Annotated in this window: 18 protein-coding genes; 7 read left to right on the top strand and 11 right to left on the bottom strand. The window is 55.8% G+C overall.

What is annotated here, in order from left to right; all coding sequences use genetic code 11:
- A partial coding sequence (locus tag VG146_22765) for a hypothetical protein (GenBank protein HEV2395184.1) occupies positions 1-2,196 on the top strand: 2,196 nt, incomplete at its 5' end.
- A 28-nt stretch (positions 2,197-2,224) separates the two neighbouring features.
- Here VG146_22765 and VG146_22760 read toward each other — a convergent pair.
- Positions 2,225-2,599 (bottom strand): Uma2 family endonuclease, encoded by a 375-nt coding sequence (locus tag VG146_22760; protein ID HEV2395183.1) that lies wholly within the window; start codon positions 2,597-2,599, stop codon positions 2,225-2,227.
- Between the two features lie 36 nt (positions 2,600-2,635).
- On the opposite strand from VG146_22760, the gene VG146_22755 reads away from it, so the two are divergent.
- Positions 2,636-2,938, top strand: a complete 303-nt coding sequence (locus VG146_22755; GenBank protein ID HEV2395182.1) for a hypothetical protein — start codon at positions 2,636-2,638, stop codon at positions 2,936-2,938.
- Positions 2,939-3,272: 334 nt separating this feature from the next.
- On the opposite strand, the gene VG146_22750 is transcribed toward VG146_22755, so the two are convergent.
- The 7 genes from VG146_22750 to VG146_22720 all read right to left on the bottom strand — a co-directional run bounded on the left by VG146_22750 (position 3,273) and on the right by VG146_22720 (position 11,483).
- Positions 3,273-3,500 carry a TolC family protein gene (locus VG146_22750; protein ID HEV2395181.1) on the bottom strand — a complete coding sequence of 76 codons (228 nt, stop codon included), beginning with the start codon at positions 3,498-3,500 and terminating at the stop codon, positions 3,273-3,275.
- A gap of 8 nt (positions 3,501-3,508) precedes the next feature.
- Positions 3,509-5,503, bottom strand: coding sequence for an asparagine synthase (glutamine-hydrolyzing) (asnB, locus tag VG146_22745; protein HEV2395180.1), 1,995 nt, complete (start codon positions 5,501-5,503; stop codon positions 3,509-3,511).
- A gap of 179 nt (positions 5,504-5,682) precedes the next feature.
- A complete protein-coding gene (gene nadE / locus VG146_22740; protein HEV2395179.1) occupies positions 5,683-6,660 on the bottom strand; it encodes an NAD(+) synthase in 978 nt (325 codons plus the stop codon).
- Between the two features lie 107 nt (positions 6,661-6,767).
- Positions 6,768-7,073: an acyl carrier protein gene (locus VG146_22735; protein ID HEV2395178.1), complete on the bottom strand. Its 306-nt coding sequence runs from the start codon at positions 7,071-7,073 to the stop codon at positions 6,768-6,770.
- The gene (locus VG146_22730) at positions 7,067-7,975 is read right to left on the bottom strand and encodes a HemK/PrmC family methyltransferase (protein ID HEV2395177.1); all 909 of its coding nucleotides are present in this window, start codon (positions 7,973-7,975) and stop codon (positions 7,067-7,069) included. Before VG146_22730 ends, VG146_22735 begins: the two co-directional genes overlap by 7 nt.
- 134 nt (positions 7,976-8,109) lie before the next feature.
- Positions 8,110-9,759, bottom strand: a complete 1,650-nt coding sequence (locus tag VG146_22725) for an AMP-binding protein (protein ID HEV2395176.1) — start codon at positions 9,757-9,759, stop codon at positions 8,110-8,112.
- A gap of 437 nt (positions 9,760-10,196) precedes the next feature.
- Positions 10,197-11,483 carry a nucleotide sugar dehydrogenase gene (locus VG146_22720; protein HEV2395175.1) on the bottom strand — a complete coding sequence of 429 codons (1,287 nt, stop codon included), beginning with the start codon at positions 11,481-11,483 and terminating at the stop codon, positions 10,197-10,199.
- A 221-nt stretch (positions 11,484-11,704) separates the two neighbouring features.
- Between VG146_22720 and VG146_22715 the strand changes: the two genes are divergently transcribed.
- Positions 11,705-14,008, top strand: a complete 2,304-nt coding sequence (locus tag VG146_22715; GenBank protein HEV2395174.1) for a glycosyltransferase family 39 protein — start codon at positions 11,705-11,707, stop codon at positions 14,006-14,008.
- A gap of 185 nt (positions 14,009-14,193) precedes the next feature.
- Here the strand turns inward: VG146_22715 and VG146_22710 are convergent, their stop codons facing one another.
- Positions 14,194-14,652, bottom strand: coding sequence for an endonuclease domain-containing protein (locus tag VG146_22710; protein HEV2395173.1), 459 nt, complete (start codon positions 14,650-14,652; stop codon positions 14,194-14,196).
- A 494-nt stretch (positions 14,653-15,146) separates the two neighbouring features.
- Between VG146_22710 and VG146_22705 the strand changes: the two genes are divergently transcribed.
- The gene (locus VG146_22705; protein ID HEV2395172.1) at positions 15,147-15,416 is read left to right on the top strand and encodes a ribbon-helix-helix protein, CopG family; all 270 of its coding nucleotides are present in this window, start codon (positions 15,147-15,149) and stop codon (positions 15,414-15,416) included.
- A gap of 477 nt (positions 15,417-15,893) precedes the next feature.
- On the opposite strand, the gene VG146_22700 is transcribed toward VG146_22705, so the two are convergent.
- Complete coding sequence (locus VG146_22700) at positions 15,894-16,520, bottom strand: class I SAM-dependent methyltransferase (GenBank protein ID HEV2395171.1); 627 nt, start codon at positions 16,518-16,520, stop codon at positions 15,894-15,896.
- Between the two features lie 821 nt (positions 16,521-17,341).
- Here VG146_22700 and VG146_22695 point away from each other — a divergent pair.
- Genes VG146_22695 through VG146_22685 form a run of 3 tightly spaced genes read left to right on the top strand, consistent with a single transcriptional unit; the run spans position 17,342 to position 19,946 of the window.
- Positions 17,342-18,022 (top strand): class I SAM-dependent methyltransferase, encoded by a 681-nt coding sequence (locus tag VG146_22695; GenBank protein ID HEV2395170.1) that lies wholly within the window; start codon positions 17,342-17,344, stop codon positions 18,020-18,022.
- Between the two features lie 6 nt (positions 18,023-18,028).
- Positions 18,029-18,913 (top strand): glycosyltransferase, encoded by an 885-nt coding sequence (locus VG146_22690; GenBank protein HEV2395169.1) that lies wholly within the window; start codon positions 18,029-18,031, stop codon positions 18,911-18,913.
- Between the two features lie 13 nt (positions 18,914-18,926).
- A complete protein-coding gene (locus VG146_22685; protein HEV2395168.1) occupies positions 18,927-19,946 on the top strand; it encodes a glycosyltransferase family 2 protein in 1,020 nt (339 codons plus the stop codon).
- A gap of 314 nt (positions 19,947-20,260) precedes the next feature.
- Here VG146_22685 and VG146_22680 read toward each other — a convergent pair.
- On the bottom strand, positions 20,261-21,980 hold a 1,720-nt coding region (locus tag VG146_22680), incomplete at its 5' end, for a hypothetical protein (GenBank protein HEV2395167.1).

The following is a 21,980-nucleotide window of genomic DNA, read 5'->3' as shown; positions in this document are numbered from 1 at the left end:
CTTTGGACGACGCTGCTTTTGCGCCAAATCAGCGCGGCGTTTTGGTTCACGATCCTGCTCCCTGCAGCCATTGCGGTCATCACTGCGGCGAGTGGAGGGAGTGAGTCTCTGATGCTGGCTCTCGTCGGTCTCTATTCCGTGGCAGGATTTCTATGGGCTTGGCGCTACTTTTTGCGCATGCAGGAGCCGGCCTGGACGGGAGGGGTAATCGACCTCCCTGTGTGGCCCGGCGCTAAAGTTCGTCCGCCAGGCGCGCTGCGAAACAGAGCCCCGATTGTTGCCCTGGTGCGAAAGGAACTGCAACTGCACCAATTGAGCCTTGTGGGAATAAGCTGGTTGTTCCTGTTGCATTTGGGCGTCGTCTGGTTGCGAAAGGCAGGCCAGCAAGAGATGGGCGACGCATTAAAAAATGGATTGGCGGTCTTTGGCGGTCTGTGGCTGTTCGTGCCGTTCCTGGGCGGTGGCCTCAGCATCGCCGAGGAACGCAAGTTCGGCACGATCGAGAGCAGTTTATCGCTACCTGTCTTAACCCGCACGCAGTTCAGAATCAAGCTTCTGTTCCTTCTGCTGCTTTGCGGCCTTATCAGCCCGCTGTTATTGTGGACGGCAGAGGGCATTGGCAGCGCTCTGGGCGCAGGGCCAGACATCGAAGCATTTAAAGTGGCGTTCGACTTCCATACCTTGGCGATTCTGGTTCTGGTCTTTTCGAGCCTGTCTTTGCTCTCCTTTTATGCATCGTCACTGGCAAACAACCTTCTGCAAGCGCTGGCAATTTTTATCATCATTGTCATCGCTCTGGGGGCAGCCAATGCGGTGGCAATTCACCCACCGAGAGTTTTCGGCGCCTCGGCCTGGCGTGGCATACTGATTTACCTGGTCGCCTGCCCCGTGCTTGTGGTCATGGTTCTGCGCCTTGCCCTCAGCAACTTCAGCCGCTTGGCTCAGAGCTGGCATTTGTGGCGACGCAACATCCTCGCCCTGGTCATTGCGTTCGCGTTTATCTCCGTCTCGGTTAGCGCGGTGTACAATCGTTTTTGGGAACTGCTCATGCCGCTTGAACCCCCTCACGGCACGGCTCGACTCCCTGGCCCGAACAGCGTGGAAATCAAGTCGGACGGCAGCTTCACCCTGACTGCGCTATTGCCCAATCACTCGCTCTGGATTGATCGCCTCACATACGAGCAAGAGAGATGTTTGCCGTTTTTGCACATCTCGCTAGGCGGCCGCTGGGTCAGCATGAGCGAGAACCGCTTCGTTCCGGGAACAAATTGGATGGACGCCGCGGCGACCTATATCGAGACGGTAGCGATTCGCTCCGATGGGACGCTCTGGGTTTCCACCAGGCCCCGCAAACGATGGACCGGCGGAAACTCGTTTCTACCACCACCCGAGCAACCCGCCGCCATGGTCCAATTCGGCAGCGAGACCAACTGGCTCAGTGCCGCCGTTGAGAACTACAATTCTGTCGTGCTGTTGAAAAACGACGGCAGTTTATGGCGGTGGTCGTCCGAATTAGACACGGGTAAAGGGGAATGGAGCAGTCTCCGGTCGTTTGAGCCCAGCCATATAGGTGCTGACTCTGATTGGGTTAAGGTGATTGCCGCTCGCAGAGCGGTATATTGTTGGAAACGTGACGGACGAGCGTGGGCCATTAATCCCTGGGTTCGGGGAGAACGCAACGAGACGCTACGGCCCGAAGGATTCCAGCGCCTGCCGCAGTTTGACCATAACTTCTGGCAAAAGGTGGCCAACTTCCGGAGCTGGCAGATTGGTCTCCGGCAGGACAGAACCCTGTGGGCATGGCAGGATTTCTTCAGGCAAAAACCGGGCCAGAGGAATGTCCTGACAACGCCATTGATTCAAATCGGAGCAGAGAATAACTGGGTTCAACTCGGTGGGGGCTGGTTGGGCTTTGCGGCCCTTAAACGAGACGGCTCAATCTGGGCTTGGAAATCCTCCGAAGATGGATGGCGTTGGGATGACCCGAGTTTTGCCGCCCAAGCCCCGGTTCGGCTCGGCACTCATCGGGATTGGGCAGGGATTGGCAGCTTGTTAAGCAGCACGGTTTCTCTTTCCGAAGACGGCACCCTCTGTTATTGGGAGGAGGGGGGTGCTTCCTACTTTGAAGCTGGGCGCGCCTTGCTTCGGGTTTCCAGGAGACCCTCCAGAATCGAGAACATCTTTCAGCACGAATAGCGCCCGCCTTCGGATGGCGGCTGGCGGGCTATTTGGTTGCAAATTCCTGGTGCTCCCGGCTGGCAAGGCCTTGGCGCAGTCCCGCCAGCACCCCTCTCATATCTCCGCGCAGCAGGGCCGCCGTATCGAGCCAGAGGCCGGGAAACATCCGGCTCTTAACCAAGCCGCCCGCGTCGGGTGGAATTTCCTGGTATTCGTCCTCGCGAAGTTCCCACCATCGCACCCATTGCTCTCCTGTCACCCAGACCAGGTATTCGCGGACTCCATTGCGGCGGTAGGCGGCTTTTTTCTGGTGCAAATCGTATGCCCGAGAACTCCCAACAATTTCGACTGCCAGTTCCGGCGCGCCTTCGAGGTAGTCATCCTGCGAAATCCCTGTCTGCCCAGCCCGCCCTGAAAACAAGTCGAATCCATTCCTTTTCCATGGTAGGTTTGTTTCATGGGCTTGGATGCTACTGCGCGCCGGCGGTTGCTGGGCGTGCTGGTCCTGTTGGCAGCGTTGGGGATGCTCATCGCGGGTGAAACGGTTTTGAAACAGTGGCTGAGCGGGTTCCGGTTTCTTGTTTACTGGCTTGGTTGCTTCTTCCTGACCGGCCTGGCGATCCTGTCGGCTTACCTCGATGTGCGGGCGTTGCGCCGCGAAACCCGCCGGGAAGAACGCGACCTGATTGAGTCCACGATCAAGGACATCCAGGCCGAACCGAACCCGAGGCGCAACCCGCCCGGAAAAGGCCGTCGCTAACCAGATTGTAAATCCCCGCAGTTTTCACTTTGCCTTATGAAAAGCGCAGACAAGGCGACGGGCGGGACGAGGGCTAAGGCTTAGCCAAACCGCCCGAGCCGACTCCGAGGCCAAAGGCCTCGTTCATACTAGCCCAGGGCCAGCGCCCTGGAGAAAAGCGGCCAATGCTGAGTCTGCAGGCCAACGGCCTGCCTTATACTGAGGAGCCCCTAACATGAACTACATCTTCAATCTGCCAATGCTTCTCCCTCTCCCCTTCCGCTTCTTCAGTGGCGAAGTAGGTTTCCGATGCCTGTTTCTTCAGGCTGCGCACACGACCGAACAGGTCCAGTTCTTACGACGTGACACCCAGGCCCACGCTGTATTCGCCATAGGTGAAGGCTCGGCCGCCGCCGCCAAAAACGTTGGGAATCCTTTGGCGCGTGCCGTTGGCGTTGAGCGCAACGGTGGGAATCAGGGCGTTGCGCTGGACCCGATAAAGCGCGCGGGTCTGTTCAACGTTCAACACCGCCACCCGCAGGTCAGGATTGTTCGTCAGGGCCAATTCGATCAGCCGCTGCAATTCAGCTTTTAGTTTTTGATAACCAATACATCATCTTTCAACCCAATCGCCCTCGCTTTCCGGAAGCCCTTAACGAACAACTCGTGTGCTAACTGCGTCGATATGATTCCGGCCAACGCCATGTCGTCTGTCTCGCTTACCGGAAAACCCTGCCGCATTTTCTGCGCAAGTTGCCCCACCGCTTGAGCCTTGAAATAGCCCGCCTCAGCAATTTTCGCCTCCGACAACAGTTCTATTACATAGTCCGCGGTTTGCTCATTGAAAAAACTCTTATGTATCGGCGCCCGATAGGGCCGTTTCGTCCGCTGCCAGATTTCCTTCGGCAACCATTTTTTTCCCAACCTTTTCAAAAGGTACTTCTCGTTCAACCCGCGCAACTTCATCGTGGCCGGCAACCGATTGCAGAATTCCACCACCCGGCAATCCAAAAACGGAAACCGCCCCTCTATCGAGTGCGCCATCGCCATACGGTCCCCCTGCGATGAGAGCAGGTACTGCGATAAAAATATCTTTATTTCAAGAAATTGCGCCCGCGCCAGCGGCTCCCACCTTGCAAACCTCTCACCCGTCAATCTTTCGATCGCATCTCTCCCATTGTCCCCATCGTCTCTCATCCCTCCTATGAACCCCTCGCTCAAAAACCGGCAGTTCCTTCGGCCATTCCACCACCGCAATGCATGCGAGTAATCCGCCGACTCCGTCTCTGTCAGGCCTCTGCGAAAAAACGCCGACACAAACGACGCGTTTGCCCGCGTCAGTTCCCCGATGTCCGGATACAACCGTTTCAGCAATAATGGGCGCCACTCCGACTCTGGCTGACTCGCCCAAAACCGCCTGACCTTCGCTTCCTTGAAAATATCATATCCCCCAAGAAATTCATCCGCCCCCTCGCCCGTCAGCACTACTTTGTAGCCGCCCTCCCGTACGAGCTTCGATAACAGGAACATCGGGGCCGGGGCCGTCCGCATCACCGGCGTCTCTGTATGCCAGATTACCTGCGGGAATATCCGCCCGATATCCGCGTGCGTCGCCCGGACAACCTGGTGTTTTGTCCCAAGAAATTCGGCCATCTGACTCTGAAACCCGCTCTCGTCAAATTGCTCATCATCAAAGGCTATCGAAAACGTATCCAATGGATTGCTCGTGAAATTCCGGATGATCGATGCGATGATTGACGAATCCAGTCCCCCACTCAAATAAGCCCCCACGGGCACATCCGCCCGCAGCCGGATTTTCCCCGCATCAACCAAAAGACCTGACAACTCCTCCTCATAATATTCTCGGCTCCTTCTTCCTACCGCTTCTGACGAACTGTTCCAGTCAGGGAAATCGATCTCCCAATACCTTTTGATAGAAATCTTCCCATCCCTCGCCACCAGATAATTCCCCGGCGGTATCTCAACTATGTCCCGGAAAACCGTCCTTGGTGAAATCGGGCTCCAATAGGTAAACACTTGCTCCAACCCGATAGGGTCTATCTGCGCTGAAACCCTGCCCGAAGCCAAAAGCGCCTTAATTTCCGATCCGAAAACCAGGCTCCCGCCCCGGGTCAGTGTGTAGAAAAGTGGCCGCACCCCCAGCCTGTCTCGCGCAAGAAACAGGGCTTGCTCGCGTCTGTTCCAAATCGCGAACGCAAACTGCCCGTTGAATCGATCGAGACACTGTGGCCCCCACTCCTCATATGCATGCAGCAACACCTCCGTGTCGGATGTGGTAGAAAACCGGTGACCGCGCGATTCGAGTTCAGCTCGCAGCTCGATATAATTGAATATCTCTCCGTTGAAGACGATCCAAAGCGTCCCATCCTCATTCGAGATTGGCTGCTGTCCCGTACTGAGATCGATGATGCTCAGCCGGGCGCTGCCCAACACGATTGGCCCATCCAGGTAAATCCCAAATTGGTCCGGCCCCCGATGGCGGATGCTCCCCAGCATCTCCCGCATCACCTGCTCGCCGACATGCTCGCCGCTATCCAAATTGAATATCCCCGCAATGCCACACATCTGGTTTTAGAATTGAGGTTTCCGACTTTAGATTGGGACAGATTACCCCTTGACATTGCTGCCGCTTCCGTTCCGCGAGATGCCTGCGGCAGATAGCGCAGCAGGTTTGGGCGGCGGTTCTGCTGGCGTCTCGCTGCCAAAGGCGCAAATGTTTATGCATTGCAATCGAAAATCCAAATTCAAAAATCCCCCAGTATCGCCGCCTGCGCATGCAAATACCTCGCCATTCTCCTCTTGCCCTCAATATCCCGGAAAACCCTGCCTACCTGCTCCGCCGTCAACCCAACCGCCCCACCAATTTCCGCCGCATTGTAACCCCGATCCTTCCCATATAACACAAGGTCCATCTTGTTGTAAGGCAGTGAAAAATAAAACTCCTCTTGCGACTGTGGCATCGAATAGGTATCAGTCGTCGGCGGCCGGCTGAGTATCTCCTGCGGCACACCCAAAAACTCCCCCATCTGGTACACCTGCGTTTTGTAAAGATGTGCGATGGGCTTGATATCCGCCGCCCCGTCCCCAAGCTTCACAAAAAACCCCTGATCATATTCGAGCAAATTCGGCGTTCCGGTCACCGCATAATTCAGCCGGTCGGCATGATAATACTCCAGCATCTTGCGCGCGCGCTGCTTGAAATTCGTGGCCGCAACCAGGCTCAGATAGGTCTCCAATGGCAACCGCTTCTCCCTGCGTTCCCCAGAGGGTGACTCCGCAACAATCGAAAAAATTCGCAACTGGTCCCCCTTAATCACACTCGGTAACACCAATTTCGATTTCCACCCCGGCCCGTACTCCGCAATGACAGCTTGGATAGCCTCTGCCTGCCGCCGATAGCAACCCACCGCCTCCAATATGCCGGAGATGTCCTTCTGCACCGTCTCCATCCCCAAATGCGCGGCTACCTGCTGGCTCAAACGCAGCGTCTCGGGTGAGGAATCTTGTTCCGGCATCATCAGCCCCAGCACCCGCTCCCTGCCAAGGGCGCGAACAGCCAAAGCGGCTACAGTGCTGCTATCAACTCCACCCGAAAGCCCAACTACCACCCCCTTCTTCTTGAATCGCCGCAGGACCGTCTCCCGAATGAGCCCTTCAATCCTCTCCGCCTCCCGCACGCAATCCAACCTCAACAACTCCGCAGAAAGTGGTGTTTCGTTCATCCTCTCTTCCGTTGCATCCTGCGCTCTCGGCGCGCTAGATCACGATTTTGTAGGAAGGTCATGCCAGAAACTCGATTCTCCCCGCAACTATACCGAACGCGCGCGTTCTACTCAAGCGGCACATCTCCCCGTTCAGTGCGAATTTCGCTTTTCCCATTTCCGCCTGCCGCTTTCTGCTTTGCCTGAACAAAGCCTGCCACCTTTTCAATGCTGTCCAGGTTCTGAGGTGTCATGTCCTCAGGCTCGATAGTTATCCGATACGTTTTCTCTAAAAACAGGATCAGCTCCAAAATGCCTGTCGAATCCACAACCCCATTGTCCAAAAACGATGTGTTCTCCTGCAGTGACCCTTCCTCTCCATAAAGGAAATTCTTCACTACGAACTCCCGTATTTCTTTCGCGTAGTTCAGCATTTTTCTGTTCCAACCTCATCGCTAACCTTTAACACCAGCGCCCTCACATTTCCCCTCTTATCCTCCACCCCTCGGGCGGCTGCATATACTCCATTGTTTGAAAGACGCTCCCCAAGACCCAGACCTTGCCCCAATCCAACCTCAAAAGCCAGCCATCCCTTTCTTTTCAGAAAGCGGGGCGCATCCCGCGCCACCCGCCAAATGACCCCTACTCCAAATGGCCCTCCATCAAACGCCAACTTCGGCTCATGTCCAGAAAGCTCCGGATGCATCACTGCCACCTTCGCGCTCGCGACATACGGCGGGTTACACACAATCAGATCAAAAAATCCATAAAATGTCTCACATTCGAATGGCGCAAACAGGTCTCCTGCGAATATTTTCACCCGGTCACTGCATCCAAGCTGCCGCGTATTCTCCCTGGCCAGCTCAATCGCCTCAGGCGATAAGTCCGCCGCAAAGACTTCGCACGAGGGCGCCAAAACGGCTATCGCACACGCCAGATTCCCCGACCCTGTGCATAAATCAAGCACCCGCGGCCTCTGATTCCCTGGAAGGATATCATCCGTTAGCAGCGAGCGTGCCGCATTCCCCAGAATCTCCGTCTCCTTTCTTGGGATAAGCGCCTGGCCATTGCAGATAAACTCCAACCCCATGAAACGTTGCCGGCCCGTCAAATGCGCCAGCGGCACACCGTCCGCTCTCGATTTCAACAACCCCTCCAGCGCCTTGTCTTGTCCTTCGCTCAAAACCGGCAAGTCAATCTCCATCGCTCGCTCCGCCGACACCGGGTTGCCCCCAGCGCACGACCACAAAGCTCGCACAGTCGCTTCCATGGTCTCCTCCGGCTTGTCCGCCAGCGACGGTATCTTTCCCCGGTACTCCTCCACAAGCCTGTTCACCCGCTCGCTAGTTTCCCTTTCCGTGACATCTAAACCCATATTCCCTTTACCTCCCATTTTTCTGGTCTTCTCCGTGTGTGGCGGTCGCTTAGGCTACCAGAATTCTGCGGTTGTCTTTCTCGCCCCCCGAGATTTCATCCTTCATCCTTTCCCTTCAATCCTTCTTTCCTTATCTTGCCATTGTCGGTTTTGGGCAGTTCATTTCTAAACTCGACCTGGTGCGGCACCATGAAATTCTCGAGCCGCGCCGCGCAATGCCGTAAGACTTCCCTCTCGCTCATCTTCACCCCTTTATCCAACACCACGAATGCCTTGATTGCCTGGCCACGATTCTCATCCGGAACCCCGATAACCGCCGCCTCCCTAACACCCGGCAAGCTATATAATACGTTCTCCACCTCAGTCGGGCTCACCTTTTCCCCTCGCGATTTGATGATGTCGTCGCTGCGCCCTTTAAAATAAAAAAAGCCCTCCCCATCCATCACAAACCAATCCTGCGCGCAAAGCACCCGCTCCCCGGGCAACTCCCCAGCCCTCAGCATCTTCGCCGTTCGTTCCGGGTCCTTCCAGTATCCCAGCATTACATGCGGACCGCGCACATGCAAAATCCCCGGCACACCAGGCCCAACACGCTTCCCATCTGCCGACAGCAAAAACATCTCGGTTCCCGGTATCGCCTTGCCGACTGACCCTCTCTTCGACTCGAGCAACTCCGGCTCCAGGTAGCTGACTCTCTTGCATTCCGTCAGGCCATACATCGCGAAAACCAGCGCATTCGGAAACATTTGACGCAACGCCGGTATATAACCCGGTGGCAACGCCGCAGCAGTATTCGTCACACGCCGCACAGAGGGAAAACACAACGGCGTCTTTCGATGCATGGACAACATCGTCGAAAAGATCGTCGGCACACCAGGGAACACCGTCACTTCATGGCGCCTGATCCGCTCGAATACACGTCCCGGATAAGCAAACGACCGTTCCAAAACCAGCGTAGCCCCGAGCCCCGCCGCGATGAGCACCTGGTAAAGCCCGTAATCGAACGCCAAGGGCAGCACATTCAATAGCTTGTCCTTTTCGCTCAATCGGAGATACTCCGTTATACTGTCCCGGGCGAACACCATCGACTGGTGCGTCATCGTCACACCCTTGGGCGTGCCCGTGCTCCCTGATGTAAAAATCAGAGCCGCCACATCCAGCGGTATTGTAAACACGGGCTTGTCCATAGGAGGCGACTTGCCTACAACCTCCCAGTAATCTTCAATTTCAAACCGCGCTTCACTCCACCCCTGCTTGTCCCCCGCGTTGGCGCACAGCACGTGGCTGAGTCCCGTAGCGCTCGCTCCGCTCGTATCGCAGGTCTCTCGCCCTCTTTCATTCTGTGTGCTGCATTCTGCATTCTGCATTCCTAAAACCTGCCGGCGCAAATGTTCGTCTGTAATCAGTATCTTCGCCCCGCTCTTGTCGATGATATACCTCAATTTCTCGGCTTTTGTTTGGGGATTCACCACCACAAACACACCCCCAGCCCACAGTGCCGCCCAAATGCCAACCACGCATTCCAGCGCGTTGTCGCAGTAGATCACCACCCGGTCACCCCGCCCCAATCCTCTCCCAACCAGGGCCGAGGCGCACCGCCGCGCCTGCTCAAACAGCTTAGAATACGAGACAGCCCCCGTCTCGGTTATCAATGCGCTCTTCTCACCGTGCTCATGCGCCGTCCTTATCAAGCTGTCGTGCAGCAACCGCTGAAACCGTGGCTTTTCAGGAAGCCTATCCTTCATAGTTTAATCCTTCCTTATCCCTCATCTCTCTCCCCTTGCCTGTAAAGGGAATTCATTCGTCACACCGTCACACCGTGCCTCTTGGCTCGGAGGCAATGGCCTCTTATAACGCCGCAGATGATCACGTAGAAAACGATCAAGAAAGCGATTCACCAAAGTCCTTTTAAACCCTTCACGATCTTTTTGGATAACGCGCTTAACATCGGCGTCGCCCATCCTGATTGCATTCTCGTCGGGCGGCCAAGCTGCCTGGTTTTGGAATCCGGCGACGGCTAGCGCATTCTTGACCTGGAGCATATCAGCGGACTGAGCGACAGCTTTTCAAACGGCGGAGGCCGAAGAGGCCGCAAACGCAAATGACGAGTTAACCAGTAACCCTCACCACACTCCCAATGCCCTCGACAATCGAAAATCAAAATTCAAGAATCTAAATTCCTCTACGCCTTCCACACCTGCCCTGGCCGCGTCTCCTTGCCCGCCATTGCATTGCGTGTATCCACAATCACCTGCGCCCAATCCGCCAGCTCCTGGTAATTGATGCACGCATGGTTTGTGGCTATCAGCACCAGGTCAAAGCCCGCTACCGTCTCCCGGTTCCATTCCACCGACTTGGTCCCCGCCCAGTGCGCATGCTCACGCGTCGGTCTTATCACCGGCACATACGGATCATAATACGACACCTTGGCCCCACGCTGACTCAGCATCTCCATCAGGAAATAACTCGGCGACTCCCGCTCGTCATCCACGTTCGGCTTGTACGCCAAACCCACCACCAAAATTGAACTCCCCTTTATCGCCTTCTGCCGCTCATTCAGCGCGTCCGCCACCCGGTGCACCACGTACGCCGGCATCCCCGTATTGATCTCCCCCGCCAACTCGATGAACCGCGTGTTCTGGCCATACTCCCGCGCCTTCCACGTCAGGTAAAACGGGTCAATCGGAATGCAATGCCCTCCCAGACCCGGCCCCGGATAAAACGGCATGAACCCGAAGGGCTTCGTTTTGGCCGCTTGAATCACCTCCCAAACGTCAATACCCATCGCGCTATAAACCACCTTGAGTTCATTCACCAACGCAATATTCACCCCGCGAAAGGTGTTCTCGAGCAACTTCGTCGCCTCCGCTACCCGGCACGACGATACTGGAACGACCGTCTTGACCGCCTTGGAATACAACTCCACCGCCTTGTCCAGGCAGGCCTTTGTGTAACCCCCAACCACCTTCGGAATCAGCGCCACCTTGCTGTCCGGGTTGCCCGGGTCCTCGCGCTCGGGTGAGAACGCCAGGTTAAAATCCTTGCCCGCCTCGATGCCCGAGCCTATCTCAAGCACCTCGCGCAAATCCTCGTCCGTTGTCCCCGGATACGTCGTCGATTCCAGCACCACCAGCATCCCTTTCTTGAGATAACGCGCAATGTTCTTGCCCGTATCCAGGATATACGAAATGTCCGGCTCGCGATTCTTGTTCAACGGCGTCGGCACACAAATGATAATTGCCGAGACCTCCCGAATCCTTCCAAAATCACTCGAAGCGGAAAACACGCCTGATTTTACATTCTCCGCTACAACCGCTGAAGGTATATGCTTGATATAACTCTTGCCCTGATTGAGCATATCCACCTTCCCCGTGTCGATGTCCAGTCCCAGCACATCCACCCCCGACCGGGCAAACTGAAACGACAACGGCAGCCCCACATATCCCAACCCGACAATCGCTATTCTCATATTCCCTGTTCGCTGTTCAATAGGTTCGTTGTTCAAGATTCATCGCCTATCCTGCCTCATCTGCCGGCTACCCCAAATTCGCTTCATTACGGAAATCCAATCAGAACAAATACGGAAAGACGGGGAGCCAACCATTTTCAAGCATTTCTGCTTTCTGCTTTCAGCTTTCCGCTTTTCTGCTGTTCAGCCCGGAAAATGCTCCCTTTGCCCATCCGGGTCCAATGAATACAGCACAATGCGATAAAACCAGCCTCACTGAGACGCAATTCGAGCGCACCCCTGCCCCCTCGAACGCCGCCCGCACCCTCGCCATGGTCCCCGGCGAGGTTTGGGTGCTCCTTTTGACCCTCGCCTGCCTCCTTGGATTCATCCACAAAGCTGTCCATATTGATGACACTTTATTCCTCCGCGCCGCCGCTCATATCCAACACCATCCCGGGAATTTTTACGGGTTCAACATGAATTGGTATGGCTCGGACCAGCCAATGATCGAGCAGTTCGATAACCCCCCGTTCACCAGTTACTACCTCGCCTTCGTGGCATGGGTGGGTGGTTGGAGCGAGGGCGTCCTGCACTTGAGCTTCATCTTGCCCGCCTTGGCGGCGGCATGGGGAATTTATCGCCTCGGACGCTACTACTCGGCGCGTCCGCTGCTGGCGGCCAGCGCGGCAGTATTGACCCCCGTGTTTCTCATCTCAGCCACCACCCTCATGAGCGATGTGCTCCTGCTGGCGTTTTGGGTTTGGGCCATGGTTTGTTTCGAATCGGGCTTGCGCGGCGCGCGCATGGCCTGGCTCGCCGGCGGCCTCCTCGCCGGACTCGCCTTTATCACAAAATTCAGCGGCTTATCACTGGTTCCGCTATTCCTGGCTTACGGCTTTTGGCGCCAACGGCGTTTGGGCAATTGGCTAATCGCTCCGTTGCTGCCGCTGCTCTTCGCGGCGGGTTATGAGTGGCTGACGTTCCGGCTCTACGGCAAAGGGCTGCTGCTCACCGCCAGCGGTGTTGCTTCGGGCGCTTCGCATTGGCATTTTTTGGATAGGGCCTTCACCGGCCTCAGTTTCGCCGGTGGCTGTTTTTTGCCGGTATTGTTTTACGTGCCCTGGTTGTGGTCGGCGCGCAGCTTTATCAAAGGCTTCTGCGTCATCGCACCGAGCCTGTTGCTCTATCCGTATCAGGGCTCCTTTGCGCTGCTGTGGAATCCTGACGGCAGCCCGGATTGGCTCTTGTGCATCGAGAGTTTCCTATTCATTGCAGCCGGGCTTCACATTTTCCTGCTGGCCGCAAACGACCTTTGGGACCACCGGGACGCAACCTCGCTGCTGCTCTGCCTGTGGGTGTTCGGGGTGTTTCTATTCGCGACTTTTGTTAATTGGTCCTTGAATGGTCGCAGTTTTCTGCCGATGGCGCCCCCAATCGGCATCCTTCTCAGCCGGCGCATGGACTGGCAATGCGCCCGTAATGGGCTGTCAGGAAATACATTCGTCGGGAAGCAATTTCCTGTCCTCCTTGGGAGGAAAGGGCCAGGGAGAGGAGGCCCTCTGTCTCGAAACTTCCGTGTTGCATTACTAGCCCCTGCGTTGGCAGCCGCGGTCGTAAGCTTTTTTCCGGCAAAAGCAGATTACAACCAAGCCGCCGTGGGTCGAACCGCCACCCAGGAAATATGCGCCCGCTACCAGCAGCCGGGAAAAAGCCTCTGGTTCGAAGGGCATTGGGGCTTTCAATACTATATGGAAAAGCAAGGCGCCAAGGCCCTCGACCACTATTCCTCCAAACCGGCCCCCGGAGAATTCATCGCCGTGCCGTCTGAGGCAGTGAATCTCTTCGATTTATCCACTAACCTGATTCGCTTGGTCGAGACATTCGAGTATCGGCCAAACCGCTTTTGGTCAACCATGAGCAGCACAGCCGGAGCGGGATTCTACACCGCCAAAGCCGGCCCGGTCCCCTTTGTGGCCGATTCCACCGAACCTGAGCGCTACTATGTGTTCAGGGTCATCCAGCCATCCCCCTCGGCGGGCAATCCAACAAACAACCAGGCCGGGCCGGGCGCGCTCATGCAGCAATTCTGGTGCGAACGAAGCATTAGGATTTGGAAGAAAGCCCTGCGCAAAAATCCCGGATTAATCAAGGCGCAGCTTGAGCTGGGCGGGATTGCCGAATTCCAGTGTCAACCGGCCCAAGCCATCGGCTATTACCAAGCCGCCTTGCGCCAGGCGCCCGACTCTGCCCGCGCCCTGAACAGGCTCGCCTGGCTCCGCGCCACCAGCCCGGACCCAACCCTCAGAAACGGACGCGAAGCCGTCCAACTCGCCACCCGCGCCGATGAATTAACCGGACACAAATCCCCCGAAGCCCTCACGACTCTGGCCGCCGCCTTTGCCGAAGAAGGCCATTTTGACGAGGCCCTTGCCGCCGGCCAGAAAGCCATCGACCTGGCCCGTGCATCAAAGCAACCGAATGTCCTCGCCCTCAACGAACAAATGCTGGCCCTGTACCGAGCCGGCCACCCTTTCCGGCAGTAAGACACCGGCTGAGGAGTTTGCGAGATGGGCCACAAGAGTCCGCCACCAGGTCGATTCGAAAAGCATAAAGCCGACCTGCGCCCTCCCTCTCCTCCCCGGGAGGAGAGGGCTGGGGAGAGGAGGCCTTTCTCTATCACGCCTCCGTCTCACGATCGCGCATGGCAGCAGCACCGCCCCGCAACCCATCAAGTAGAGTGCTCCGGAGGCTTTCGGCGCTGCTTCTTCCCGAGCGCCGCCAATGGTGGTGCTACGAAGCGGTTATTTTCAAGCTTGCGCATTACCTGCAAGCAGCCGGTACGCCGTTGCAGCGCGTGCCAGATCTCCCACAAAACTCCATCGCGGTTGTGCCGCCATTGGTGGTTCCAAAAGCGGAGTTCCTCGACGCCCTGCGCTCTGAGCGATTCCTCACGCGATCTGTCATGCTGCTTTTGATGGGGTAGGCCATGTTCAAATCCATCCAACTCGACTGCCAGCCGCGCCACTGGGCAGTAAAAATCCAGATAGTACCCAGCCAATGGGTGCTGACGCCTGAACTTAAATCCTGCAAATCGTACGGCCTTCAGACTATTCCATAACTGCCGTTCTTCGCGGGTCTGGCGGCGACGAAGGCGCCGTGCATTGCCTGTAGGATTCACAGAGTTCATGTTGGTAAATTATTGCTGGTTAAAGAAGCTTCTTTTGACACTGTTCTGCCCCTCACACTTCTATTTTATTGTGATCTGTCAGTGCCTCCTCTCCCCCAACCCCTCTCCTCCCCCTCTCCTCCCCCGGGGAGGAGAGGGGTTGGGGGAGAGGAGGCCGTCTCGCTGCCAGCCCGCCAATCACGCCCGCGAGTTACTTTTGGGGGACAGTGGGTCACACAGACGAAACCGTGCCGGACAAAGGCCTCCTCTCCCCAGCCCTCTCCTCCCGAAGAGGAGAGGGAGAGCGCAGGCGGCAATCCTCATCGGAATCCACTCCCGCTCCGGTGGCGGCTCCCCTCGCCTCCTCTGAAGGAGAGGGGTTGGGGGAGAGGAGGCCGTCTCGCTGCCAGCCCGCCAATCACGCCCGCTACGGAGTTAAGATAGACGCCGCCTCCTTCCTCCTTCGTCCTTCCCCCAGCTTGAAAATGTCCCCTATGCCCTGTAGGTTTCTTCCAATGAAGACCGAAACATTTCCTCTGGCCATGCCCGACGACCTGATGGCAGAAGTCAGGCGCACCGCTAAAGCGACCGGCCTGTCCCTCTCTGACGCCATGCGGCGAGGGATAAGATTTGGTTTGGTCCGTGTCCGCGAGGAACTCTCAGAGCGGATTACAAACGTCGATCCTCTACCCAAGACGTACCTGGACCAACTCTACCGGGAGCGGGAGGACGACCTGGACTCAATCCGCCAATTTGTTGCGGCTCAGCCCAAGGAGGCCGAGTGAAGGCCTGGGAAATCTGGACAGGCCCTCTTTTCGGCGCGCATCCGGTTCTGCTCATTTCCGCTCAATCGAGAATTGACCACAAAAAGGCCGTAGTCGTGCTCAAAGGGGTTTTCGAGCCCTGCTTTCTCAAGCCTTTTTGGCTACCCTCCGCCCCACAGCAATTCCGCTGAACTGTCTCCGTTCGGCGGACAAGCTCTCACTGCCCAAAGCGTGACATTTCCAGAAAAATCCTGCGAGGGCTGACTGACAACTTGGATGTCGTGCTTGCGAGCGCGTGCCCGGAACGCCGGCTTCAGCCGGCTTTTCCCCCTCCATTTCCCCTTTCTGCTCTTACCCTGCTTTCCGCTTTCTGTTTCAGCTTTCAGCTTTCAGCTTTCCCCCGCTGCTCTTCCCTTCCCATTGCCCTCAATTTGGACAGACCGCGACCCAAAGCTCCAATCTGGAAGCAGGAGGTCCTTGGATGAATGCTCACACCCGTCAAGCCTTAGCCTTAGCAACCATTATCAATCCACGTGCCAGGCAAGGACGTATAGTGCAGACTCCTTGCTGCAGCAGATTGAAAAGGAGGCCCACAAATCTTCGTGGCAGGCTTGAATGATGGAAGATTTCATCAGGCTGATACAGCACAATTTCCACCGGCTGAAAGCCGCACTTGGCAAGCATTACTGAAAACGTAACCGGCGTGAAAAACGATGCGTGATCCCAGGCATCCACTTCGTGGCCAAACACAACGGTTTGTCCAAAATAATTGAGGGAGTTCGCATTGGGTACGCTGGCGACAAATACTCCTCCAGGGGCGAGGTGCCTATTAACCGACTCGAGGAAGGAGCGGTGATTGGTCAGATGCTCAAACAACTCCCCAGCCATTACGACGTCGAACTTTTCGCCCAAGTCCATAGTTTCAACATCAGCACACTGGATGTCATACCCCTTTTGCTGCAGTTCCTCGACCGCTTGAGCATCGTAGTCGACGCCTTTGACCCGTTTGGCCTTGGTTTTTATTAAACCATGTAACCACCATCCGGCCTTGTCGCTAACCGCCGCCTCATGCTCGACGCATCCCAAATCCAAGACGGTCTTATCAGCTACATATTGAAGCAACACGTCTAATCGCCTACGGCGAGTGTACCTGAGCGCTGGCCGCACAACGGTGCGGTAGAATTCGTCTGTTTTTGCAAAGTGGTCCATCTGTTTATCCCGGGCGCAATGGATGTCCCCAATTCGCCGCGAAAAATGAAACGAGTTTGGGGACCGAACGCTACGGCAGGGTCAGTATGTGCGAGCAATAATCACGGTCAAGTTTGGAAAGACCATCAGAGAGTTGAGCAGTTGGTTGTCGGCGGCGATCCCATTGCGTTTCTGGTAGGACGAGTGTCCAGGTTTTGGACAACCTGAGAGCTAATCTCCAAGCGTCAAATTATGATAACCCGCCGAAACCCCTGCCGCATACGCTCACCAAAGGGCTTTCGGATTTCATTTTAATAAAACCTCCTCGAGGCATGGCACTTGCTCTTTTTGGCCTGGAAAACACTCATTTCCAGGAGACCTAAATTGTGACCGTCAACCAGAAAGAACCTGTTGCCGCCCTCGATCCGGCGTTTGGCGTCGTTCCAGAGCTCGCCCCTTTGCCGGCCAGAGGGGAAGCAGTGCAGGCTCGCAGGAACCATGGCGCAGGCTTTTCCAGAAAACGCGAGGAGCATCAGTTCAAATGCCTTTACTGCGGGTCTAGCGCGGCACCGGAACCGTTTCTGGAAGACTGCCCAGATTGCTATCTCGGCAAGCCTTTCAGAACGGATTGCTTCAAGTGCTGCAAATGCGCTGCCGTGCAAGCCTGGCCAATACCCGCCGATGTATCAGCGTTTTACGATTCGTATCCAGTGCACCGACGGAAATCGGGTTTGCATCGGCTCATGCGCAAGGTGGTTATGGCTCCTGCATACTTCAATCCAAGCTTGCTTACGGAGGGGAGCACGCTCCTGGATTATGGCTGCGGAGACGGCTGGTTCCTCGAAAAATGCAAGCAACGGAACGTCTTTTTGATCGGGTTTGAGAAAGCCCGAACCCTTTCCGAGAATATTTCCAAGCGGCTCGACATTCCGATCTACTCCGACCCCGAGCGGCTTATCTCAGACTTTCAAGGCAAAGTGGACATTCTAACGATGCACTTTGTTCTGGAGCACCTCACCGATGTTGCAAACGCCTTTGGCCATGTCCAAAAGCTCCTGAGGCCCGGAGGCACGTTCTTCTTCACAATCCCGAATATCAATTCATGGGAAGCAAGGTTGTTCGGAAAGAAGTGGCATGGTCTTGACGCCCCACGTCACATCAGCTTTGCAAATCCCGACTGCATTAAGACCCTCGCTAGGAAATATGGAATGAAATGCACCGAGGTCCGATCCATCCCTTTTCCGAACGGATTTGCCGGCAGCGTTCCTGTTGTTCTCACGGGTCGTTTCAACTTTCTGCTTTATCTTTGCGCCCTGCCCCTCGGTCTCGCCCTATCCCGCCTGGCTCCCAGTGGGTTCAGCGCCTACTCGCTAAAGAAAAAAGTCCAGTCCACTTCTGGCAGCGCTCCGGCAACAACCCACAATCCGTCAAACGCCTAAACCAAAATGGCCACGCACCCCTTAATCAGCATTTGCATTCCCTGCTACAACGGAGCCAAATTTGTCGCCCGTACGCTCGACAGCCTCATAAGCCAGGCTTTTGAAGATTTCGAGGTGATCATTGCCGACAATCACTCGACTGACGAAAGCGTAAGGATAATAAGGAACTACCAGGATTCCCGCATCAAGCTCATCCAAAACGAGTCGAACCTGGGTCTGGTGGGTAATTGGAATAAGGTGCTGTCCCTCTCAACAGGAAAATACGTTAAGCTGCTGTGTGCGGACGACGTTTTGTACCCGGAATGCCTGTCTCGTCAGTCAAAGGTCCTGGAGGATGCCCAAAACCGAGGGGTTGTCCTGACCGTCTGCAATCGGGATGTGATTGACGCAAATGATAGACTTCTTCTGACCCGAAAGCCCGCATTCCGGGCTGGCCGGGCCAGTGGCGCCAGCCTGATCCGCTCATCAATTCGGCGGGGAACAAATCTCATCGGTGAACCAGCAGTTGGCTTGTTCAGAAGAGAAGTCCTGGGCCAAATTGGCGTGCTCGATTCAGCAAACCCGTACCTAATCGACTTGGCCTTTTGGGCAGAGGTGCTGAAGCATGGCGATGCTTTTGTTGATACCGAGTCCTTAGCCGCTTTCCGGATTTCGCGGGACGGGGCAAGCGCTGAGATAGGCGGCCGCCAGGCAGCCTATTTTCGCAAGTTTCTTCGGGCCATCCGCACAGACAAGTTCTACCGGGCGGGTATGCTCGATGTCATGCGCGGATACCTGTTTTCTTTTCAATGGGCTTTACTCAGAAATTTGTTCTTGACCTTAAATACAAACCATCACGGCCTGAAGACGTCGGGATCTCCAGGCCATGTTTACGCCACGACCCAGAGGTAACTCAACACGCACCATGCTCATTTCGATCATCATCCCGTGTTTCAACGAAGAGAAAGTCCTGCGCGAGACTTACGCGCGGATTTCAAAAGCGCTGGGCGGGGGAGAAACCATCAATTACGAGCTGGTTTTCGTGGATGACGGCAGCAGCGACGGAACACATCCCATTCTGCGCGATCTGGCTCAACAGGACCATCGGGTGCATCTGATCCGATTTTCTCGGAATTTCGGGCACCAACCCGCAGTCAGCGCAGGCCTTCGTTATTGCCGCGGAGACCTGGCGGTGATTATCGATGCCGATCTGCAGGACCCGCCGGAAGTCATACCGGAAATGCTGGGCCAGCTCCTAACCTCCGGTTCGAACGTGGTCTATGGCGTTCGGAAGAAACGGCAGGGGGAAACGGTTTTCAAACGTGCCTCGGCCCATCTGTTTTACCGGCTATTGAATGCGTTGTCCGAGGTGCCGTTGCCTGTAAACACCGGCGATTTTCGAGTCATCGATCGCAAGGTGATTGATGCCTTCAATGCGTTGCCTGAAAAAAACAAATACATCCGTGGCCTCATAAGCTGGATGGGTTTCAAACAAACCCCCTTCTATTATGACCGGGACCCTCGCCATGCCGGTTCGACCAAATACACACTGAAAAAAATGCTCCGCTTCGCATCCACGGGCATTTTCTATTTTTCAAAGAAACCGCTCAAAATTGCGACGACGGTCGGTTTTCTGTCGGTTGCCGCCGGTTTGTTGCTTTCGCTTTGGCTGCTTTTCAATAAGGTCGTAAATCCTGGCTACCTGGTATCCGGTTGGACCTCGCTGGTCCTCGTGGTGATCTACTTTGGCGGGGTTCAACTCCTGACGATTGGAATCCTGGGACACTACATAGGCAGCCTGTTTGACGAAGCCAAAAAGCGCCCCGAGTACATTGTCGATGAGGCATTTCATATCGAGGGGGCCAGTGACAAGGTCGTAGCGCAGGTATGCGAACCAAGTGCTGCCAGGATTCTTTCCCTGTCCCGCAGTATCCCGGAGGGATAATTGACAATAGCCCAACGCTTCAGCGTTGGGAAGACGTTGAAGAGGCGTTAGTCCCGAAGGGACGGCTGAATCCAGGTTCCCGCTCATTCTACTATTACCAAACGTGAGACTTGAGACCGATGTAGCCGGAGAGCACCCATACTCGACGAAAAGACGAAGGTGATCGAATGAGTGGGGAGGTTCAGCCGTCCCTTCGGGACCAGCTTGCCATCGACCGGTTCCCAACGCTGAAGAGCTGGGCTATTGTCAGATGTCCCCCCGGGACAGCCCCGGCACCTGGTCCGGCTTGGCTTGGTTAAAACGATACAATGCTTTCAGCGTGTGCGGTCGCTTTCGGGTTTGTGAAGTGAGGCTTGGTTTCCACATGGGTTTCCCGTAGCCGGCTTAAATCCATCAAATTCGGTCAAGGGAAGATTCTCGTATATGCTTACCGGGGTCGAAACATTCAGGTCCAGAACATGAATATTGACCGCTGTTTCGGTCAGGTATGCATCCACCTGATCAGTCCAATGCGCGAAATAGGGGCCCAGCCACCATCGAGTGGGCAGACCGGGTGGAGATGGTATGCTCTGGAGGGATGCGCGCCGCTGCAAGGCGAAGTGTCCGACCATCCAGACCCGATTCCCTTTCTGCAGAGTGTCGCTGATAGCGTCCAAAACGGGAAGCATAGGCTCCGGCTTGTTCAACTCCGCCAACATGAGGTCCACGCGATGGACCTCGTGGGACGCCAGGGGCGGGATGGTCAACCATTGGGAGGCGCCGTGATAGTAGCGCGCGAACGTAATGCCCTCCCACGCGGTGGCCACAATGATCACGTCTCCCTTTTGTGCCCTTTGTTCGAGAACCGCTGCGACTAAATCGAGGTTGCTTCGCCGCGTATGCGCCTCATCCCAAAGCGAACGACCGCCCCAGACGAATGCAACCATGAGGAAGCCGACCCGAAGCAACGCGAATCGCCGGAGTGCCGGCGACGTCGAGCAAAGAACCCGGTCCAGGCAAATTGCGCAAAGAGCCAGCATTTCCAAATAGTACCATGGCTCTGTGGGAAGTTTAAGTTTCAAAAGGAAAGCCGCGTAGGCCGTGATGCCGCACACCATGGCGGTCGCGCAGAAGAGCAAGAGATCGACTTGGGCCGGGCTATCAGCCGTGTTGCCGTGGGGGTCCCCGCCGGATGCGACTTCGCTGGCGCCCTCGTGGGCTGGAAACTGTTTGTAAGCCGATACGATTACGGCGAGGACCAGCAAAGCTATCCATATCCACGTTTCTGGCGAGTTGCCAGCGCTGGATTCCCCAAAACTCCAAGACCGGACGGCCTCGCCGAAGCGTGCCCATAAAAGCGAAAAGCCGAAGGGAACTTGACCCATTGGAACATAGACAGACCCTCGGCGAATAATGGGCACATAAACTGCCATAGAGGAAGCGGAAACGAAGCCGATCCCCAGCAACAGGAGAATCATTTTCCAATTCCGTCTGCGTAAAGCCACTAGCGCAGTGGCAAACAACATAGCGCAGAGGAAAAGGGCGTCATAATAGACGCAATGCAGAAAGAGAGTGCTCGATATCAATGCCAGAGCAACCGTATATTTCGACGGATATTGCACCATCCGCCACAACGCCCCGAACGTCAGGAACAAGAGGCAAATTGCCAGGCCATAGGCCCGATTCGATGTCATTGTGAAGAGAAAGACCGGCAGACTCCCAATCAACGCTAAGCACAAGGTTGGCGCCCTCCCGCCCATCCAACGGGCGCACAGCCATATAGACGAAAGGCCGAACAAGCTTATGAAAAGCCCCAAAAGGCGGATGCCTCCATCGCTGCCTCCAAGCCCAATATAGCTCCAGCCCCTCAGGAGCAGCAGCCAGAGGCCAGGAAACGATTCGAATGGCATGTGATTCCAGAGCTCTTTCAGCGAGGGCATCTGGGCCACATTGATGCTATTGGTTTCATCGCGCCATAATGGGCCGGCGTTGAGCGTAGTCAGAACAAACAGGATGATTAGGAAGCCGCTTGCAGCCAGCGCAATGGCGAGTTCC

The organism is Verrucomicrobiia bacterium (assembly GCA_035946615.1).
Classification (GTDB): domain Bacteria; phylum Verrucomicrobiota; class Verrucomicrobiia; order Limisphaerales; family UBA8199; genus DASYZB01.
Note: the sequence above shows the minus strand (reverse complement) of the source record. Positions and strands in the feature narration are given on the sequence as shown.

Excerpts from the sequence above, each read along its gene's own strand:
- VG146_22755 (HEV2395182.1), top strand. The coding sequence starts at position 2,636 with ATGGGCTTGGATGCTACTGCGCGCCGGCGGTTGCTGGGCGTGCTGGTC.
- asnB (HEV2395180.1), bottom strand. The coding sequence starts at position 5,503 with ATGTGTGGCATTGCGGGGATATTCAATTTGGATAGCGGCGAGCATGTC.
- nadE (HEV2395179.1), bottom strand. The coding sequence starts at position 6,660 with ATGAACGAAACACCACTTTCTGCGGAGTTGTTGAGGTTGGATTGCGTG.
- VG146_22735 (HEV2395178.1), bottom strand. The coding sequence starts at position 7,073 with ATGCTGAACTACGCGAAAGAAATACGGGAGTTCGTAGTGAAGAATTTC.
- VG146_22725 (HEV2395176.1), bottom strand. The coding sequence starts at position 9,759 with ATGAAGGATAGGCTTCCTGAAAAGCCACGGTTTCAGCGGTTGCTGCAC.
- VG146_22720 (HEV2395175.1), bottom strand. The coding sequence starts at position 11,483 with ATGAGAATAGCGATTGTCGGGTTGGGATATGTGGGGCTGCCGTTGTCG.
- VG146_22715 (HEV2395174.1), top strand. The coding sequence starts at position 11,705 with ATGAATACAGCACAATGCGATAAAACCAGCCTCACTGAGACGCAATTC.
- VG146_22710 (HEV2395173.1), bottom strand. The coding sequence starts at position 14,652 with ATGAACTCTGTGAATCCTACAGGCAATGCACGGCGCCTTCGTCGCCGC.
- VG146_22705 (HEV2395172.1), top strand. The coding sequence starts at position 15,147 with ATGAAGACCGAAACATTTCCTCTGGCCATGCCCGACGACCTGATGGCA.
- VG146_22695 (HEV2395170.1), top strand. The coding sequence starts at position 17,342 with ATGGCTCCTGCATACTTCAATCCAAGCTTGCTTACGGAGGGGAGCACG.
- VG146_22690 (HEV2395169.1), top strand. The coding sequence starts at position 18,029 with ATGGCCACGCACCCCTTAATCAGCATTTGCATTCCCTGCTACAACGGA.
- VG146_22685 (HEV2395168.1), top strand. The coding sequence starts at position 18,927 with ATGCTCATTTCGATCATCATCCCGTGTTTCAACGAAGAGAAAGTCCTG.